An 18,271-nucleotide genomic window follows, 5' to 3' on the forward strand; every position below is an offset into this window, starting at 1 on the left:
GTCTCGCCACGCGGGTCAGTCGCGGGTGAGCTTGCGGTACGTCGCGCGCCCCGGCTTCGCGGCGTCGGCGCCGAGGCGCTCGATCTTGTTCTCCTCGTACGCCTCGAAGTTGCCCTCGAACCAGTACCAGTTCGGCGTGCCGTCCTCGTTGAGGCCCTCCCACGCCAGGATGTGCGTGGCGATGCGGTCGAGGAACCACCGGTCGTGGGTGATGACCACGGCGCAACCGGGGTACTCGAGCAGGGCGTTCTCGAGGCTGCCGAGCGTCTCGACGTCCAGGTCGTTGGTCGGCTCGTCGAGGAGCAGCAGGTTGCCGCCCTGCTTGAGCGTCAGCGCCAGGTTCAGACGGTTGCGCTCACCACCGGACAGGATGCCGGCGCGCTTCTGCTGGTCCGGGCCCTTGAAGCCGAACTGCGACACGTAGGCGCGAGACGGGATCTCGGTCTTGCCGACCTGGATGTAGTCGAGCCCGTCGGACACGACCTCCCACAGGTTCTTGTTCGGGTCGATGCCGCCACGGGTCTGGTCGACGTAGGAGATCTGGACGGTGTCGCCGATCTTCAGCGTGCCGCCGTCGAGGGGCTCGAGGCCGACGATCGTCTTGAAGAGCGTGGTCTTGCCGACACCGTTCGGGCCGATGACACCGACGATGCCGTTGCGGGGCAGCGTGAACGACAGGTCGCCGATGATGACGCGCTCACCGAACTGCTTGCGCAGGTGCTCCGCGTCGATGACCTGCGAGCCCAGACGCGGGCCGACCGGGATCACGATCTCCTCGAAGTCGAGCTTGCGCGTGCGCTCGGCCTCGGTGACCATCTCCTCGTACCGGGCGAGACGGGCCTTCGACTTCGCCTGACGGCCCTTGGTGTTGCTCCGGACCCAGTCGAGCTCCGAGGACAGGCGCTTCGCCAGCTTGGCGTCCTTCTTGCCCTGGACCTCGAGGCGAGCACGCTTCTTCTCGAGGTAGGTCGAGTAGTTGCCCTCGTACGGGTACAGGCGGCCACGGTCGACCTCGGCGATCCACTGGGCGACGTGGTCCAGGAAGTACCGGTCGTGGGTCACGGCGAGGACAGCACCGTGGTACTGCTGCAGGTGCTGCTCGAGCCAGAGCACGCTCTCGGCGTCGAGGTGGTTGGTCGGCTCGTCGAGGAGGAGCAGGTCGGGCTTCTGGAGCAGCAGCTTGCAGAGCGCGACGCGGCGCTTCTCACCTCCGGACAGGTGGGTGACGAGTTCGTCCCCCGGGGGGCACTGCAGCGCGGCCATGGCCTGCTCGAGCTGGGAGTCGAGGTCCCACGCGTCGGCGGCGTCGATGTCCTCCTGCAGCGTGCCCATCTCGGCCAGGAGCGCGTCGAAGTCGGCGTCCGGCTCGGCCATGAGCGCCGAGATCTCGTTGAAGCGTGCGAGCTTGCCGTGGATCTCGCCCACGCCTTCCTGCACGTTCTCGAGCACGGTCTTGCTCTCGTCGAGCTCCGGCTCCTGCATGAGGATGCCGACGCTGAAGCCCGGCGTGAGCTTCGCCTCGCCGTTGGACGGCTGGTCGAGACCCGCCATGATCTTCAGGATCGTCGACTTACCAGCACCGTTCGGTCCGACGACGCCGATCTTGGCACCGGGGAGGAACGACATCGTGACGTCGTCGAGGATCAGCTTGTCGCCGACCGCCTTGCGGGCGCGGACCATCTGGTAGATGTACTCAGCCATATCGGCCCCAAGTGTAGTGACACCACCGGAGCACCGCTCGCCCGACGCCGGATCGCCGCTTCCCGCACCTGTACGAACAGGCCTGTTGTTCGCGGCAACGACGACGTAGCTTTGGCTCACCCCGCTACCTCGGGCCCGTCGCCCACCACGACGAGGACCAGGATCAGGACCACGGACAGGACGAGGACCATGACCACGCACACGACCACGACCCCGTCGCGGCTCCGCCGCCTCGCGCTCCCCTTCGTCGGAGCGATCGCACTCACCGTCGCACTCATCGCCCCGGTGTCGCCGGCGTCCGCCGCCGGTGCCGTGCCGAAGGGCAGCCCGTACCTGCTGTACACGGCGAGCATCAGCGCCAACGGCACGGGGACCGGCTACTCGTCGTACATCAACGTGCACGACGCCCACAACAACGCGTACGCCTTCGGGATCCAGTCGGACAAGGGCTCCCCCGAGAGCAAGGGCAAGCCGCGCTACATCTGGGAGCGCGTGCAGAACGGCAAGTTCACCTACGGCTACCTCGGTCCGGCCACCAACAAGCTCACGCCCATCGGCATGCGCTGGTACAAGAACGACGTCGCGACGATGATCGTGAACCACAAGACGATCGGAACCCTCAAGCTCAACCTCGACGGCCGCCTGTTCTTCAACGCCGAGGCCAACGCACGCCTGAACGGTGACGTCGTGCACTCCACGGTGCAGAACACCCGAATCACGGTGGGTGACCGCAAGTCGAACACCGGCCTGAACGGCAAGTGGGACACGAGTTTCTCGTTCCACGGGCTGAAGGCGAAGCAGACGAACAGCCCGCGGGTGCAGGGCGCCAGCTTCAAGATCGACGGCCGTGTGACCGGTCTGCCCCGCGGCGGCAACTGGGACACCACCCAGGTCTCCGGCATCGCGATGATCGCCCAGAAGTGGTGACCGACGCGACGCGGTGAACCGTCTGCACACCCTGCGGCCTGACCCGCACCCCGACTCCGGTCGGCGGGCGGATCAGGCCGCTTCGGCGTCGGGTGCGTGGTCCTCGAGGGGCGGCGAAGGGTCCCAGGGGGCGGCGTCCTGTTCGAGGACGTGCTCGGACGGCCCCGCCGGCTCCTCGCCGTCACCGAGGGCCGGCGCGCCGTGCAGCCCGTCGACGTCACCGACGCCGACGCCGACGCCGACGCCGTCCGGACCGTGCTCGGTCGCCGGTGCGTGGTCGTGCGAACCGTCCGGCTCCGCGCCGTGGTCGGACCCGTGCCCGGCGCCGTGCCCCGCCGGGTCGCGGACCTCGCCGGTGCGGGGGTCCACACCGCGCAGGCCACCCTGCCCCGAGGCACCGTCACCGACCTGCCGCGGCACCCGCAGCCAGTTGCTGATCCCCCACGCCAGGTCGTGGCCGATGCCGTCGGCGTCGATCTCGACCGAGGTCCCGCCGCGACCGTCCCGTTCCCACGTGCGGATGCGGACCCGGCCGGCGACGACGATCCGGTCGCCCTTCTTCAGGGACTTGTACACGTTCGACGCGAGCGACCGGAACGCCGTGACGGTGTACCAGTTGGTCGCGCCGTTGACCCAGGCGGCGCTGGCCCGGTCCCAGCGGCGTGAGGGTGACGCGAGTCGGAGACTCGTGATGGCGATGCCGGTCTCGGTGACGAGGTGCCGGGGCTCGGTGGCGACGATTCCGCAGACGGTGATGATGTCGTTCATGCGTCGATCGTCACGGAGCCCGGGGCCACGTCAGCGGCCCCGGGCTCGATCTGTGGCGGGTGGACCCGATCAGGCGACCTGTGGAGGAGGAGTCCCCCGGGCCTCCTGTCCGGACCCGGTCAGTGCGCTCGGAACTCGGGCCGGGCGGCCAACGGTCCGAGCGCCGCGTGGACCGCGCCCTTCGCCGATTCGAGGGACGGGTACGGCCCGCCCGCCCGTCGTCGTCCGTAGAGCTCGACCTGGAACCCGTCCGCCGCGCGGTGGATGCTGCCCACCGCCCCGGCCGGACCGATCGCGACCCAGGTTCCCGTGTTGTCCGTCATGTTCGAACCACCTCCTCGTGGCCCTGCCGCCCCGGGGTCAGGACGCCAGGATGTACTGACTGTAGGCCTTCCGGACGTTGTTCACCTTGGGCAGCGCGACTGCGAGGCAGTAGCCCTGCCCGGGGTTCTTCGCGAAGAAGTCCTGGTGGTACTCCTCGGCCGTGTAGAACGTCGAGAGCGGCTCGATCGTGGTGACGATGCCGCCGTCCCAGATCTCCGACGCCCGCTCGATGGCGCGCTCGAACAGCTCGCGTTGCGCGTCGTCGGCCGGGAACATCGCCGAGCGGTACTGCGTGCCGACATCGGCCCCCTGGCGGTTCAGCTGCCGGGGGTCGTGCAGCGTGAAGAAGACGTCCAGGATCACGTCGGCCGGGATCACCGACTCGTCGAACGTCACCGCGACTGCCTCGGCGTGCCCGGTCGTCCCGGTGCACACCAGTTCGTAGGAGGGGTCCTCGACCTGTCCGCCGACGTAGCCGGACACCACGTCCTGCACACCCTGGAGTGTGCGGTACACGGCGTCGAGACACCAGAAACATCCACCTGCGAGCACGAACGTGGTCATGGCCACAACCTCCCTGCGGGCCGCTGGTGCAGCCCCTCGTTCCTCCACAACAGTGTGCGCGGAGACCCTGTTCCCCAGGTCGGACGGCGCCCCTCGGCGTGTCGGTGGTCCCCCGTAGCGTCGGAACCACACCGACCAGGAGGCCAGCGATGCAGACCACGACCGAACCCGCCCTGCGGATCCGCACCGTCCCGCTGGCCCGCGCCCGGGGCGACTACCGCATCCTCGACGTCCGCGACGACCTGAGCAGGGTCACCCGGGCCAACGGCGAGATCGTCGGGTACGTCGACCGCATCGACGTCGCCGGTGACACCGCCTACCGTGCCCGCCGGTACGTCGCGACCGAGCGCCGGTTCGTCGAGCTACCGAGCGTGTGGTCCGCCGACGACGCCGTGGACACCCTGCGCTGGTCTTGATGTTCCACATTGCAATCATCTGCACCGGGATGCACGGAACGCCGCCCGGCCTCCCCGACGCCTGACCGTTCCGTGGGTATGGTGCGCGCATGGACTGGTGGAACGACCTGACCGACTGGACTTCGTCCGACACGGGGTGGCGGGTGCTCTCGGGCGCTGTGATCCCCTTCGTCGCCATCGTCGTGGCGGGTGTCATCGCAGCGCTCATCGGGCGCAGCGCGACCAAGCGGGTCGTGGCGCTGCAGGAGCGGGAATCGAAGAACGCGGCGGTTGCGGCGATCCTGACGGCTGCGCGCAAGGCAGCGGCGTGGGGATCGCTCGGGCACGACGAGCGGGCCTACGCGGACCACCTCGCCGAGGATGCCGACATCCGGCTGCGCCTGCTCCCCGTGCAGGGTTCGCCGCTGGCCGCCAACTGGGCCCAGCACGAGATCGCCGACATCAAGAAGAACTCGTCGACGTTCAGCTTCCAGGCAGACCAGTCCCTCGCCGAGTTCCGTGACCGCCTGCTCGACTGGCAGGCACGACCGAGCCGTGCGCGCAAGCTCTTCAAGGCCGACCTCGAGCGCTGGAAGTTCGAGTCCCCGGATCCCGACGCCGACCTGATCAAGCGTCAGCAGGACTGGAACGCCGACCAGGCCGAACCCACTCGTGCGCAGGCGCAGGCAAAGACGCCGACACCGGCGCCGACTGCTCCCGCCGAGCGTCCCACCCCGACGACGACCTCGCTGCGTCCGGCCCAGCGCCCCGCGTCCGCACCCTCGACTCCTCCGGCGCCGGCCGCTGCTGCACCCGGTGCTGCGTCAGCCGGTGCTGCGTCAGCCGGTGCTGCCGGCGGGACGACCCCGTCGTTCTCCGTGAACCGTGGCGCGGGCACGAACCCGAACCGCGGCAGCGCCGACCCGAACGCCACGCGCTCCTTCGGTGACAACACCACCCGCGTCTACGGCGACGACGAGGCTGCACCCCCGGTCCGTCCGGCGCTCGGCACCCCGACCTCGCCCGCCCGCTCCGTCCAGGGCCGCGGCACGGACGACACCGAGGTCGTGGGCGACGACAGCGCCACGCGGGCCTTCGGCGACGCGAGCGCCACTCGCGCGTCCGGCGACGCCGGCGCCACCCGCGCCTTCGGTGACACCGACCGCGGACCGCGGAACGACCGTCCGTCCTCGTCCGATCGCCCCGTCGCGACGCCCACCGCAGCCGACGCGCACGTCAACCGGGAGCCCGCGAACGACGTCCCGCCCGCATCGGCACCGCGGGTCGACTCCCCGGGCGCGACGACCACCACGTCCGTCCCGACGCGGCTCAACCAGGCCCCCGCCGAGCCGACCGACGCGAACGAGACCTCCGAGGCGCCGTACACGCAGCCGATCAGCGCCGCCGAACTCCGACGCCGCGCCGCGGACGACGACGAGTAACCACCCCACGACGAGAACGGGGCCGCCATCCGGAGAGGATGGCGGCCCCGTTCGTCTTCGGCGCCCCCGGCAGGAATCGAACCCGCGGCACGGTGGGTAGAAACCACCTGCTCTATCCACTGAGCTACGGAGGCGAGCAGCGTCGATTGTAGCGGCGAGCGGCCACCGGACGCTCGACGTACCTCCCGTCGCGTCGCCGTGGCAGGACCCGGCGGTCGCCCAACGGTCGGCCGCCGTCTGCCGTCCGTTCCCCTCCGGGACACCCACGCTTCGTAGCGTCCGGAGCATGCGCACCACCGGTTCCGTCCTCGCCGTCGTGCCCGCACGTGCCGGGTCGAAGGGGATCCCCGGCAAGAACCTCCGCACGATCGCGGGTCGTTCGCTGGTCCGTCGGGCGGTCGAGTCGGCACGACGTGCCACGCGCATCGACCAGGTGGTCGTCACGACCGACGGCGACGCCATCGCCGCCGAGGCGGTCGCCGCCGGTGCCGCCGTGGTCCGCCGTCCGCCCGAGCTCGCCGGCGACGAGGCGTCATCGGAGTCCGCTCTGCTGCACGTCCTCGACGCGATGAGCACCCCGCTGCCCGAGGTCCTCGTCTTCCTGCAGGCGACCTCGCCGTTCATCGACCCGGCCGACCTCGACGCCGCCGTCGCGCGCGTGGTCGACGGGCACGCCGACGCGGTGTTCGCGGCCGCTCCGTCACACGCGTTCCTGTGGCGGACCGCCCCGGACGGCACGGCGATCGCGGTGAACCACGACGCGGCGACCAGGCCCCGTCGGCAGGACCGCGAGCCCGAGTACCGCGAGACCGGCGCCTTCTACGTGATGCGGACGGCGGGGTTCCTCGAGAACCGACACCGGTTCCACGGCCGCGTCGAGTTGGCCGTCGTCGTCGGTGCCGGCGCGATCGACATCGACGACGAGGCCGACCTGGCCCTCGCCGAAGCCCTCGCCGAAGCGCCCGGCGAAGCGCCCGGCGCGCCGACCGACGCACGCGTCGGCAAGCCGGCACCAGCACCCACGACGACCCGAGACCCATCCCCGACGCGGGCCACGCCCGCACCGAACGGAGCACCATGACCGTCACCATCGGTACGTCCACGATCGGCGCGGGCCACCCCGCGTACCTCATCGGCGAGATCGGCCTCAACCACAACGGCGACGTCGACATCGCGAAGCAGCTCATCGACGTCGCCGCCGACGCGGGCCTGCAGGCCGTGAAGTTCCAGAAGCGCACCCCCGCGATCTCCACGCCGGAGCACATGAAGAACACCCCGCGCAGCACCCCGTGGGGCGACATGACCTACCTGGAGTACCGCTACCGCGTCGAGTTCGACCGCGACCAGTACATCGAGATCGGTGACCACGCGACCCTCCGCGGCCTCGACTGGTTCGCGTCGCCGTGGGACGAGCCGTCCGTCGACTTCCTCGAGGACCTCAACGTCGTCGCCTACAAGATCGCCTCGGCGTCCGTCACCGACCTCGGCATGCTCGCCGCCGTCGCCGCGACCGGCAAGCCCGTCATCCTGTCGACCGGCATGTCCACGCTCGAGCAGATCGACGCCGCCGTCGAGGCCCTCGGCACCGACCGCCTCGTCCTCATGCACGCGACATCGACCTACCCGCTGCCGGCCGAGGAGGCGAACCTCCGCATGATCGACACCCTCGCCCACCGCTACGCGGGCGTCCCCGTCGGCTACTCCGGCCACGAGCCCGGCCTGCAGATCTCCATCGCCGCCGTCGCTCTCGGTGCCACGGCCGTCGAACGGCACATCACGCTCGACCGCACGATGTGGGGCTCCGACCACGCCGCGTCGCTCGAACCACACGGCCTGAAGACGCTCGCCCGCGACATCCGCATCATCGAGACCGCGCTCGGCGACGGCGTCAAGAGGATCTTCCCCGGCGAGCAGGCACCGCTCGCGAAGCTGCGTCGCGTCGGCGCGTGAGCGGATGCAGTCCCCATCCGACCGCCGGCGAGCAGGCACCGCTCGCGAAGCTGCGTCGCGTCGGCGCGTGAGCGGAGCGCGCGTGAGCGGAGCGGAGCGCACGTGAGCGGAGCGCACGTGAGCGGAGCGCACCCGAGCGGAGCGCACCTGAGCGGCCCGGTCGACGGGACCGGTGCCCTGGACGGGCCGGGTGACGGCGGCGGGTTGACGGACGGACTGGAGGCGCGCCTCCCGTCCGACGCGTCACCACGCGTCCGACGCGTGGTCGGCCTGGTCGACACCGACTCGTTCGCCAAGTGGGGCGCCCACCTGCTGTCGAGCGCCCCGGCGGACTGGGATCTGGAGCTCCGCACCGTGGCGACCCCGCGGTCGGCGAGTCCGGAGCAGCTGCGGTCGGCGTTCCGCGGGCTGGACGGGCGGCTCGCCCACCTGCACCGCGACCCACCCGCTCCGAAGGACGTCGACGCCGTCGTCGAGGAACTCCGACGGGACCCGCCGGACGCCGTCCTGGTGTCGTTGATCGGACCGGTCGCCGAACTCGTGATCGATGAGGTGCACCGGCGGATCCCGGATCGGCCGGTACTGGTGTCGGGGCTGCCGGGGATCTCGTTCCCGTCGAAGTGGAAGGGCATCTTCTTCCGCGCCCGGGCCGACCTGTTCGTGCTGCACAGCCACCGTGAGGTCCGCGCGTACGAGGAGATGGCTCGCGATGGCGGCGTCGAGCCGCACTTCGCACTCGCCACGCTGCCGTTCGCACGCGGCGCGGGCGGTGTCGGCTCGGCGGGCGCGACCGTCCGCGACTCCGTCGTCTTCGCGGCGCAGCCGAGCGTGCCGTTCGAGCGGGCCGACCGGGCCCTCGTCGTGCGGTGGCTCGTCGGTACGGCGCGGGCGCACCCGGAGTGGCGCGTCGTCATCAAGACGCGCGCTGCGGCCGGCGAGCACCAGACGCACCGCGAGGAGCACCCGTACCCGGACCTGGTGCCCGCGGACGCGCCGACCAACCTCGTGGTGGAGAGCGGGCCGATGGCCGAACACCTCGACCGGGCGGTGGCACTCGTGACGATCAGCTCGACCGCGGTGCTCGAGGCTGCGGCCCGGGGCGTCCCCGCGCTCACGCTGACCGACTTCGGCATCGGGCGGCACCTGATCAACGAGGTGTTCGTGGGGAGCGGCCTCGAGGGTGACGCCGTCGACCTGGTCGACGGACGGTTCGGCGTCGTCCGGCCGGAGTGGATGCGGGACAACTACTTCCACCCGGCCTCGGAGGACGACTGGCAGCACCGGCTGGTGGAGCTCATGGCCCGACGGGACGCCGGGAACTTGATGGACCGGGCGCCGGCTCGGCGGAGTCGCGGTGGGCCGCTGCGCCGTGCGTGGGAGCGGAAGAACGCCCTCGGCGCGGCCGATCGCAGTCCGCTCGGGTTGGTGGCGCTGGGCATCGGGGCACCGATCCGGGGCGCCAAGCGTCTGGCACGACGCGTGCGGGCGCTGGTCGATCCGCCGGAACCCGTCGTGGTGGCGGCGCCGACGTCGCAGCGCGCGGGGACTCGCGCCGCTGTGCCTGCGCCGGGGGCCGCCGCAGGCACGGCCGCGAGGCCCGCGGCTGCCGCTGCGGCGGACGCTCGCTCAGAGCGCCCTGGCCACCGCGAGCAGGAGTTGGTCGCGGGTCGGGACGCCGGGTGAACGGAAGACCTCGGTGCCGTCGTCCTGCCGCACGATGATCGTGGGCGTGGACCGGATACCGAGGTCTTCCGCGTCGTCGGGGTGTGCCGCCACGTCGCGTTCGGTCACGGTGAGCCCGGGGACGAGCGCCGAGGCCTCGGCCGACACCCGGCGGGCGGCGGCACACGGCGCACAGAAGGCGGACGTCCAGAGGTCGAGCTGCATGTGGTCCTGCAACGCGGCGGGAGCGGGTTCTACTCCCGGTCGAACTCGCCGCTGCGGTCGCCGCGGTCCTGCAGGTCGTCGACCGGGTCGGACTCGCTGGGCTCGTAGGTGAACTCGACCGAGATCTGGTCGAGGACCTGGCGGGACTTCGTGGCGCGGTAGGTGAAGGCCGTCTGCAGGCCCTCGACGTCGGCGAACACCGTGACCTCGTCGTCCAGCGCGTCGCTCGTGGCGGTGCGGGTGTCGGTCGTGCCGTCGAAGGGGCCGCCGTGGAAGATCGCGGTGTACTCGTCGCCTTCGTGGATGGTGATGTCGCTCATGCCTCCCTTCTACCAGGCGGCGGCTGGTGCAGTCTGTCCGGCCCGCGTTGCGCTATTCATAGCACGGCTATATAGTTCAGCTATGGAAACACCGCGTGAGCAGACGATCGAGACCCTCCTCGTCTCCGTCAACCGCCTGATCCGCAGCGCGGTCCAGTCGACGGGTAACACCACGTCCGCGGCGGTCTGGCGCACGCTCGGCATCCTCGAGACCGACGAGCCCCTGCGACTCGGCGAACTCGCCACCGCCTCCCGCGTAGCGCAACCCACGATGACCCGACTCGTCGCCGGCATGCTCGCCGACGGCCTGGTGAGCCGCAGTGTCGACCCGGACGACTCCCGCGGGCAGCTCATCGAACTCACCGAGGCCGGACGCGAGCGGCTCGCTTCCTGGCGCTCCACCCTCACCAGCACGGTCGGTCCGTTGTTCGCCGACCTGACCGACGACGACTGGGACGTCCTGCACCACGCGGCGAACCTGATCGCCCAACGCACCCGGACAACCCCCAACGGAACGGAGATCCCCGCGTGAACGCCCACGCACCCGCCGGCCAGTCCGGCTCCATCCTCAAGCAGTCGTCTGCGGTCTGGGCGATCGCCTTCGCCTGCGTCGTCGCGTTCATGGGCATCGGCCTCGTCGACCCGATCCTCCCGGCGATCGCGGCGTCCCTCAAGGCGACCCCGGCGCAGACCGAGTTGCTCTTCACGAGCTACCTCGCCGTCACCGGTGTCGCGATGTTCTTCACCAGTTGGGTCTCCAGCCGCATCGGCGCGAAGCGCACCCTGCTCATCGGACTCGCCCTGATCGTGGTCTTCTCGGTGCTCGCCGCGACGTCGAACAGCGTGTGGAGCATCATCGACTTCCGCGCCGGCTGGGGCCTCGGCAACGCGCTCTTCATCTCCACCGCGCTCGCGACCATCGTCGGCGCAGCGTCGGGTGGCACCGCCTCGGCCATCATCCTGTACGAGGCAGCACTCGGCCTCGGCATCGCCGTCGGGCCCCTCGTGGGAGGCCTGCTCGGCTCGGTGAGCTGGCGCGGCCCGTTCTTCGGCGTCACGACCCTGATGGCCGTCGCGTTCATCGCCATCGTCGCCCTGCTGAAGACCGGCAGCCTCGAGAAGCCCACACCGACGAAGCTCTCCGCCCCCTTCCGCGCCCTGGCCCGTCCGGCACTCGCCGCCCTGGCCGCGACCGCACTGTTCTACAACATCGGCTTCTTCGTCCTGCTGGCGTACACCCCGTTCCCGCTCGGCTTCGGCGCGCTCGGCATCGGCTTCACGTTCTTCGGCTGGGGTGTCGGTCTCGCCATCACGTCCGTGTGGGTCGCCCCGATGCTCACCGCCCGTCTCCGGCGGACGACGGTGTTGAAGATCGCACTGCCGCTGCTCGCCCTCGACCTGTTCGCCGCGGCCCTGGTCGTCCGCTCCCAGGTCGGCCTGATCATCTGCGTCGTCATCGGTGGCCTCGTGCTCGGTGTCCTGAACACCGTGCTCACCGAGTGCGTCATGGAGGCCACCGACCTCCCCCGCTCGGTCGCCTCGAGCGCCTACTCCGCGGTCCGGTTCATCGGTGGCGCCATCGCGCCGCCCGTCGCGACCCTGCTCGCCGACGCGTACTCCCCCTCGGCCGCCTACGTCTTCGCGGGTGCATCCGTTGCGGTCGCCTTCGTCGTGATCCTCTGCACCACCAGGGTCCTGCGCCGCGTCGACGACGGCCCCGAGCCGGAGCGTGTCGAGGCCGAGGCCATCACCGCCGGCGACATGGCCTAGCCGCCGGCGTGCGGGGGCCTTCCCCCTTCCCCCTTCCCCCTTCCGCGCGGGCGCTCGCCCACCCCTCGTTCCACGCCCCACCCGCGAGCGGGCGAAATGCCCGGCCCCGACCGCGGAGCAACTCCGGCATTTCGCCCGCTCGTGCGGGCTGGCGAGAACCGTGCGGCAGGCGGGGTGGAGGGCGACCGCCTGGAGGCGCGGGGCGGCCTGCCGGGGTCGCCACGGGCCTCCAGGCGATCGCTTCACGATGCACGCGGCTCGCGTCGCGGACGAGCGGGCGGAACATCCGGGTGCGCCAGCAGGACGACCGCGGCATTCCGCCCGCTCGGCAGCACGCAGCCGTGCGAAGCCGGGAGCGCGGCGCGGCCGCTGTCGGCGAGCGGGCGGAATACCGCGGTCCGTTCGAAGGGTGACCGCGCCATTTCGCCCGCTCGCGTCGACGACGCGGGACCGGGCCGGATCGGTGCGGCAGGCGGGGTGGGTGGCGACCGCCTGGAGGCGCGGGGCGGCCCGTCGGGGTCGCCACGAGCCTCCCGGCGGTCGCCTGCACCGCATGCGGCTCGCGTCCCGGACGAACGGGCGGAACATCCGGGTGTGTCCGCAGGGCGATCGCGGTATTCCGCCCGCTCGCGGGACGGGCGGGACGGGCCGGCGCGAGCGGACGCGGCCGGGCACGGTCGGGCCGGCACGGGCTGGCGCGGCGGCACGTACGGGACGATCGCGGGGCGGGAATAGGATCGGGGACATGGCAACCGCGAATGACCGCCTCGTCTGGATCGACTGCGAGATGACCGGCCTCGACCTCGAGGTCGACGAACTCGTCGAGGTGGCCGTGGTCATCACCGACTTCGACCTCGAGCCCGTGCACCCCGGCTTCGACATCGTCATCAAGCCGGACCAGTCGGCGCTCGACAACATGAACGAGTTCGTGACGAACATGCACGTCACCTCGGGGCTCATCGACGAGATCCCGAACGGCGTCAGCCTGGCGGACGCCGAGTACCAGGTGCTCGAGTACATCCTCCAGCACGTCCCCACTGAGGGCTCCGCGCCGTTGGCCGGCAACACGATCGGCACCGACCGAGCGTTCCTGTCGAAGTACATGCCGCGGGTCGACGGGCACCTGCACTACCGCAGCGTCGACGTGTCGAGCATCAAGGAGCTGTGCCGCCGCTGGTTCCCGCGCGTGTACTTCAACGCGCCGGAGAAGCACGGCGGGCACCGCGCGCTCGCGGACATCCTCGAGTCGATCCGGGAGCTCGAGTACTACCGCCGCGCCGGCTTCGTCGCCGAGCCCGGCCCGAGCACGGACGACGTGCGTGCCGTGCAGGCCGACGTCGTGGCGAAGTGGGAGTCACGGCTGGCGCAGCCCGCGGCCGAGTAGCGACACGGGTGGTCCGCACCCCGTCCCGCATGTACTACTATTGAGTGGTCGCGCCGGTCCGCCGGTTCGAACATGGTGGATATAGCTCAGTTGGTAGAGCGCCTGGTTGTGGTCTAGGAGGTCGCGGGTTCGAGACCCGTTATTCACCCCAGTGTTCAAGAACAGACGAAGGCCCCGGTCCGTTGGATCGGGGCCTTCGTCGTACCGCGGGTGGTCAGCGCGGTGTGGGACGATCCCCTCGTGATGGAGATGTCCGCCGACGACTTCGAGCAGCTCGTGACCGACGAACTCGACCTGCTGCCTGACGAGATGGTCGACGAGCTCGACAACGTGGTGTTCGTCGTCGAGGACGAACCGGAGAACGGCGAAGAGCTCTTCGGCGTGTACGACGGCATCGCGGCCACCGAGCGCGGCCAGTACGGCTTCGGCGAACTGCCTGACCGCATCGTGGTGTTCCGGAAGCAGCACCTGGCCGAGTGCGACACCGTCGAGGAGCTCAAGGACGAGGTGCACACCACCCTCGTGCACGAGATCGGACACTTCTACGGCATCGACGACGAGCGGCTGCACGAGCTCGGCTGGGCATAGCGGCCCAGCGACTCGCCCGCGCACCGCACCGCACCGCACCGCACCGCACCTCAGAACCGCGTCGGCCCCACCTCGTGGTACTTCTCCCACGCGCCCACCGGCCCCCGCCCGTGCAGCGCGTACTCCCCCACCATCCGTTCCTTGTAGACGGCCGGGTTGTGCGACGCCACCACCCGCGCGTTCCGCCAGTGCCGGTCCAGCGCACGCGTCCGGTCGGCCGCGGACGCCCCGCCGACCTCGAACAGCTCGGACGCCGACCGCAGCACCCGCGGCCCGATCTCGACCTGCGCCTGGTACACGGCGTTCTCGGCCGCGTCGAGCAGCACGCGGTCGACACCGACCCCGGGCTCGTTCGTCGCGACGACCCCGTCGAGCAGCCCAGCGGCGGCGACGACGAGTGACCGGGCGGTGAACGCCCCGGCCGACAGCCGCCCGAGCACCTCGAGCACCTGCGGGTCCTCCCCCGGCACGGCCGCGTTGGCGTGGATGTACGTGCGGGTCCGTGGTCGCACGAAGGCCACGGCGTCGTCGGACACCGCCTGCCCGATCCCGGCGAGGACGGCCAGCAGGTACAGCTGGTAGACGGCCTGGATGTGCGACAGCGGAGCGTCCCGGTACGCCGACACCACCGACGGGTCGACCGCCACCCCGTCGAACACGGTGGTGCCCGACGCGGTCAACCGCTGCCCGAAACCGTCCCAGTCGTCGATGCTCCTGACCCCCGGCGCGGTGGCGTCGACGGCGAACGTCACGCGCTCCCCGTCGCGATCCGCCGCCAGGTAGATCCAGTCCGCGTAGAGCGTGCCGGTCGAGTAGAACTTCCGCCCGTCGAGACGCAGGGAATCACCAGCCGGTGTGACCGTCGTCGAGATGTCGGCGAGCGTCGTGCCGGTCCGCTCCGAGGTCGCGTTCCCGATGACCGCCCCGTCGACGATGCGCTGGAGCCACTCGTCCCGCCCGGCCGAGTCCGGCCGCAGCAGCACGAGCTCCGTGTACCCGAAGTGCCCGCGCCACAGGTGGGCGATGTTCGAGTCCGCGGCGGCCAGGTCCGCCACGAGGTGCGCGAGTTCGACGAGGGTCACCCCGAAGCCGCCGCGGTCCTCCGGCACACGCAGCCGCCCGAACCCCGCGTCGGCGAGCGCGCGGACCTCGTCGTGCGGTAGCGGCCGGTCTCCCGGCGTCCCGGATGCGAGCTCGCGCGCGACCGCGCCGTCGCGGATGGTCGCGAACAGCGGTGCGAAGCGCGCCCGCAGGGTGGTCAGGCGGTCGGCCGGGAGGCCCGTCCTGCGCCCGTCGGTCGTCGTCGCCGCCGTCACGCGGTCACCTCCACGGCACGTGCCGCGTCCGCGACGCCGCTCGCGCCGCCGGTGAACGCTCCGCGCCACTGCCTGGCCGGGTGCGAGTCCGGCAGCTGCGCGTGGCCGAAGAGCTTCTCGCGCAGGGTGCCCTCGCGGTACTCGGACTGCATCAGCCCGCGCGCCTGCAGGGTCGGCGCGATGTGGTCGACGAACTCCTCGTACGAGCCGGGCAGCGTCCAGTTGATGACGTTGACGCCATCGACACCCACCCGCTGCCAGTCGGCGAGCTCGTCGGCGATCTGCTCCGGCGTGCCGACGACCCGGGCGCGGAGCTTGGCGGACAGGCGAGCCAGGTCGGCGATGGTCGGCTCGCGGTCGCCGGCGGCCTCGCGGAGCCACTGCAGGTGCGACTGCCCGGCGTGGGTGCGGACCTCGGACAGGGGGGTGTCCGGGTCGAGGGGTTCGCCGGTGTCCGGGTCGAAGCCGAGGTTCGAGTGCACCAGGAACCCGTCGGCGGCCAGGTACTCGTCGATCTCCGCTTCCTTGGCCTTCGCCTCGGCCTCGGTGGAGCCGGTGACGAAGGTCAGGCCGAGGAAGAACGCGATGTCCTCCCGTCGGCGCCCCGCTGTCGAAGCGAGGTCGCGGGTCTCGCGGATGAGCTGTTCGGTGGCGTCCCGGTTCGAGGTCAGGATGAACTGGGCCTCGGCGTTCCGCGCGGCGAAGGCACGGCCGGCCGGCGACGACCCGGCCTGGAACAGCACCGGCGTCCGCTGCGGCGACGGAGCCGACAGGTGCGGGCCCTGCACGTCGTAACGCGTGCCGTGGTGGTCGATGCGGTGCACCTTGTCGGGGTCGGCGTAGCCGTGGACGGGGTCCTTCAGCACGGCGCCGTCCTCCCACGAGCCCTCCCAGAGCTTCGCGCAGACCTCGAGGTACTCCTCGGCCCAGACGTAGCGCTCGTCGTGCTCCTCGAGCCGGTCGGCGCCGAAGTTGCGGGCGGCGCTGTCGAGGGCGCTCGTGACGACGTTCCAGCCGATGCGGCCCCGGGTGATGTGGTCGAGCGTTGAGACCTTGCGGGCGAAGTCGAACGGGTGCGCCTGGATGACGCTCGAGGTGAACGCGAGCCCGAGGTGCTCGGTCGACACGGCGAGCGCGGAGAGCAGCACGGAGGGGTCGTTCGAGGGGATCTGCAGCCCCTCGCGCACGTTGGTCGAGTAGTCGCCGCGACCGGGGCCGTAGGTACCGACGACGTCGGCGAAGAACATCGCGTCGAACTTGCCGCGCTCGAGGGTCCTCGCCAGGTCGGTCCACAGCGTCACGTCGTCGAAGTCCGCCTGCCGGGCGTCCGGGTGCCGCCACAGGCCGTGCTGGATGTGCGAGGTCGTGTTCATGACGAAGGCCGCGAAGCGCAGCGGGCGGTTCGGTGCATCGCTCATGCGTCCCATCGTGGTCGGCGGGCACCGCCCGACGACAGCGACGTGACCTCCCGTTACGCGCGGTGTTCCCCGCAGCCCTGGACGCGACCATGCTCCTGAGGCATGCCGAGCCAGACCACCGTCACCGCGCCTCCCGGCCGTCCCGCTGCACCGTCGACCACCGCGACCCGTCGTCGGGTCGCCCTCGCGTCGTTCGTCGGCACGACCGTCGAGTACTACGACTTCTACCTCTACGCGACGGCATCGGCGCTGGTGTTCGCATCGACGTTCTTCCCGTCGGTGACGCCGGCCGTCGGGGTCATCGCGTCGTTCGCGACCTACGGCGTCGGGTTCGTGGCGCGGCCGCTCGGCGGCGTGATCGCCGGCCACCTGGGTGACCGGATCGGGCGGAAGAAGCTGCTCGTCGCGTCGCTGGTGCTGATGGGCATCGCCTCCACACTGATCGGGGTGATCCCGTCCGCCGCGACCATCGGGGTCGGTGCCGTCGTGGCGCTCGTGTTCCTGCGGCTGCTGCAGGGCGTCGCGGCCGGTGCGGAGTGGGGCGGCTCGGCGCTGCTGTCCGTCGAGCACGCACCGGAACGGCACCGGGGGCTGTTCGGGGCGTTCACGCAGATGGGGTCGGCCGGTGGGATGCTCCTGGCGACCGGGGTCTTCACGCTCGTGCGGTCGACGCTCGGCACCGAGGCGTTCCTGGCCTGGGGCTGGCGGCTGCCGTTCCTGTTCTCGGCGGTGATCGTGGCGGTCGGGCTCGTCATCCGGCTCGGCGTGCAGGACGCCCCGGTGTTCCAGGAGCTGCGCGCCGCGGGTGGGGTCGAGCGGTTCCCGGTGTGGCAGGCGATCCGGCAGCATCCGCGGTCGATCCTGGTGACGGCGGGCCTGCGCCTCGTGCAGCCGGCGCTCTACTCGATCCTGACGACGTACTCGCTGACCTACCTCGGCAACGTGCGCGGGCCGGCGGGCTCGGACGCGGGACTGCAGGCCGTGCTCGTGATCTCGGCGGTGTCGCTCGTGTCGACGCCGTTCTGGGGGTGGCTGTCCGACCGGGTCGGGCGGCGGGTGCTCACGATCTGGTCGGCGGCGGGCATCGCGGTGCTCATCTGGCCGTTCTTCGCGTTCCTCGACGCCGGTCCGCTCGTGCTGCTGCCGCTCGTGGCGCTGATCGGGATGTGCGTCTTCCACGACAGCATCTACGGGCCGCAGGCGGCGTGGTTCGCGGAGCAGTTCCCGACCGGGCGGCGGTACTCGGGGATGTCGCTCGGGTACCAGATCGGGTCGATCTTCTCGGTGGGGCTGACGCCGCTGCTGGCCGCGGTGTTCGTGCAGCTCGGGGGTGGCTCGCCGTGGATCCTGTGCGGGTACCTCGGGGTGTACGCCGTGCTGACGATCGTGGCGGCGGTGTTCGCGGTGGATCCGCGGGCAGTGGCGCGGCGGGAGGCGGGCACGGGCACGAGCGCGGGGGCGCGGGCGCGGCGGGCTGACGTTCCGCGCTGAGCGACAGCTCTCGCCGTCCGGAGCCC

Annotated in this window: 19 protein-coding genes and 2 tRNA genes; 12 read left to right on the plus strand and 9 right to left on the minus strand. The window is 71.2% G+C overall.

Translation table 11 applies throughout. The features are described from left to right. Positions 1–15 precede the first annotated feature (15 nt). Positions 16–1,701, minus strand: a complete 1,686-nt coding sequence (gene ettA / locus H7A73_RS04600) for an energy-dependent translational throttle protein EttA (RefSeq protein WP_071405516.1) — start codon at positions 1,699–1,701, stop codon at positions 16–18. Between the two features lie 189 nt (positions 1,702–1,890). Here ettA and H7A73_RS04605 point away from each other — a divergent pair, with 189 nt between their 5' ends. Next, positions 1,891–2,628, plus strand: a complete 738-nt coding sequence (locus H7A73_RS04605; RefSeq protein ID WP_182064869.1) for a hypothetical protein — start codon at positions 1,891–1,893, stop codon at positions 2,626–2,628. A gap of 72 nt (positions 2,629–2,700) precedes the next feature. Here the strand turns inward: H7A73_RS04605 and H7A73_RS04610 are convergent, their stop codons facing one another. The 3 genes from H7A73_RS04610 to msrA form a co-directional block, all read right to left on the minus strand. Continuing rightward, a complete protein-coding gene (locus H7A73_RS04610) occupies positions 2,701–3,396 on the minus strand; it encodes a single-stranded DNA-binding protein (protein WP_182064870.1) in 696 nt (231 codons plus the stop codon). A 119-nt stretch (positions 3,397–3,515) separates the two neighbouring features. Beyond that, positions 3,516–3,719: a hypothetical protein gene (locus H7A73_RS04615; RefSeq protein ID WP_027464651.1), complete on the minus strand. Its 204-nt coding sequence runs from the start codon at positions 3,717–3,719 to the stop codon at positions 3,516–3,518. A 37-nt stretch (positions 3,720–3,756) separates the two neighbouring features. Next, on the minus strand, positions 3,757–4,284 hold the full coding sequence (gene msrA, locus H7A73_RS04620) for a peptide-methionine (S)-S-oxide reductase MsrA (RefSeq protein WP_182064871.1): 528 nt from the start codon (positions 4,282–4,284) through the stop codon (positions 3,757–3,759). Positions 4,285–4,433: 149 nt separating this feature from the next. Between msrA and H7A73_RS04625 the strand changes: the two genes are divergently transcribed. Together H7A73_RS04625 and H7A73_RS04630 are read left to right on the plus strand one after the other, a co-directional pair. Then, positions 4,434–4,700 (plus strand): hypothetical protein, encoded by a 267-nt coding sequence (locus tag H7A73_RS04625; RefSeq protein WP_182064872.1) that lies wholly within the window; start codon positions 4,434–4,436, stop codon positions 4,698–4,700. An 89-nt stretch (positions 4,701–4,789) separates the two neighbouring features. Then, positions 4,790–6,121, plus strand: coding sequence for a hypothetical protein (locus H7A73_RS04630; RefSeq protein ID WP_182064873.1), 1,332 nt, complete (start codon positions 4,790–4,792; stop codon positions 6,119–6,121). Positions 6,122–6,182: 61 nt separating this feature from the next. Here the strand turns inward: H7A73_RS04630 and H7A73_RS04635 are convergent. After that, positions 6,183–6,255: transfer RNA gene (locus H7A73_RS04635), tRNA-Arg, on the minus strand. 152 nt (positions 6,256–6,407) lie between these two features. On the opposite strand from H7A73_RS04635, the gene H7A73_RS04640 reads away from it, so the two are divergent. The 3 genes from H7A73_RS04640 (at position 6,408) to H7A73_RS04650 (ending at position 9,754) form a co-directional block, all read left to right on the plus strand. Next, positions 6,408–7,202 (plus strand): cytidylyltransferase domain-containing protein, encoded by a 795-nt coding sequence (locus H7A73_RS04640; RefSeq protein ID WP_182064874.1) that lies wholly within the window; start codon positions 6,408–6,410, stop codon positions 7,200–7,202. Beyond that, on the plus strand, positions 7,199–8,071 hold the full coding sequence (locus tag H7A73_RS04645) for an N-acetylneuraminate synthase family protein (RefSeq protein WP_071405510.1): 873 nt from the start codon (positions 7,199–7,201) through the stop codon (positions 8,069–8,071). The genes H7A73_RS04640 and H7A73_RS04645 overlap by 4 nt, the downstream gene beginning before the upstream one ends. Before the next feature lie 117 nt (positions 8,072–8,188). Continuing rightward, positions 8,189–9,754, plus strand: a complete 1,566-nt coding sequence (locus H7A73_RS04650; protein WP_182064875.1) for a DUF6716 putative glycosyltransferase — start codon at positions 8,189–8,191, stop codon at positions 9,752–9,754. Here the strand turns inward: H7A73_RS04650 and H7A73_RS04655 are convergent. Together H7A73_RS04655 and H7A73_RS04660 are read right to left on the minus strand one after the other, a co-directional pair. Continuing rightward, positions 9,698–9,958 (minus strand): thioredoxin family protein, encoded by a 261-nt coding sequence (locus tag H7A73_RS04655; RefSeq protein WP_110859168.1) that lies wholly within the window; start codon positions 9,956–9,958, stop codon positions 9,698–9,700. The genes H7A73_RS04650 and H7A73_RS04655 overlap by 57 nt on opposite strands. Before the next feature lie 29 nt (positions 9,959–9,987). Beyond that, positions 9,988–10,278 carry a hypothetical protein gene (locus H7A73_RS04660; RefSeq protein ID WP_017886051.1) on the minus strand — a complete coding sequence of 97 codons (291 nt, stop codon included), beginning with the start codon at positions 10,276–10,278 and terminating at the stop codon, positions 9,988–9,990. Between the two features lie 82 nt (positions 10,279–10,360). Between H7A73_RS04660 and H7A73_RS04665 the strand changes: the two genes are divergently transcribed. From H7A73_RS04665 to H7A73_RS04685, 5 genes are all read left to right on the plus strand, one after another. Next, positions 10,361–10,810, plus strand: a complete 450-nt coding sequence (locus H7A73_RS04665; protein ID WP_027464646.1) for a MarR family winged helix-turn-helix transcriptional regulator — start codon at positions 10,361–10,363, stop codon at positions 10,808–10,810. Next, positions 10,807–12,048: an MFS transporter gene (locus H7A73_RS04670; RefSeq protein ID WP_182064876.1), complete on the plus strand. Its 1,242-nt coding sequence runs from the start codon at positions 10,807–10,809 to the stop codon at positions 12,046–12,048. The genes H7A73_RS04665 and H7A73_RS04670 overlap by 4 nt, the downstream gene beginning before the upstream one ends. A gap of 745 nt (positions 12,049–12,793) precedes the next feature. After that, positions 12,794–13,432 carry an oligoribonuclease gene (gene orn / locus H7A73_RS04675; RefSeq protein WP_182064877.1) on the plus strand — a complete coding sequence of 213 codons (639 nt, stop codon included), beginning with the start codon at positions 12,794–12,796 and terminating at the stop codon, positions 13,430–13,432. Between the two features lie 75 nt (positions 13,433–13,507). Next, a tRNA-His gene (locus H7A73_RS04680) sits at positions 13,508–13,583 on the plus strand. A 92-nt stretch (positions 13,584–13,675) separates the two neighbouring features. Then, positions 13,676–14,020: a metallopeptidase family protein gene (locus H7A73_RS04685; protein WP_182064896.1), complete on the plus strand. Its 345-nt coding sequence runs from the start codon at positions 13,676–13,678 to the stop codon at positions 14,018–14,020. Between the two features lie 50 nt (positions 14,021–14,070). Here H7A73_RS04685 and H7A73_RS04690 read toward each other — a convergent pair whose 3' ends face one another. Then, the gene (locus tag H7A73_RS04690) at positions 14,071–15,336 is read right to left on the minus strand and encodes an acyl-CoA dehydrogenase family protein (protein WP_259362705.1); all 1,266 of its coding nucleotides are present in this window, start codon (positions 15,334–15,336) and stop codon (positions 14,071–14,073) included. Then, positions 15,333–16,754, minus strand: coding sequence for an LLM class flavin-dependent oxidoreductase (locus H7A73_RS04695; protein WP_182064878.1), 1,422 nt, complete (start codon positions 16,752–16,754; stop codon positions 15,333–15,335). The genes H7A73_RS04690 and H7A73_RS04695 overlap by 4 nt, the downstream gene beginning before the upstream one ends. A gap of 102 nt (positions 16,755–16,856) precedes the next feature. Between H7A73_RS04695 and H7A73_RS04700 the strand changes: the two genes are divergently transcribed. Next, positions 16,857–18,245, plus strand: a complete 1,389-nt coding sequence (locus H7A73_RS04700; RefSeq protein ID WP_182064879.1) for an MFS transporter — start codon at positions 16,857–16,859, stop codon at positions 18,243–18,245. Positions 18,246–18,271 lie beyond the last annotated feature (26 nt).

The organism is Curtobacterium sp. ME12, from assembly GCF_903970855.1.
Classification (GTDB): Bacteria; Actinomycetota; Actinomycetes; order Actinomycetales; family Microbacteriaceae; genus Curtobacterium; species Curtobacterium poinsettiae_A.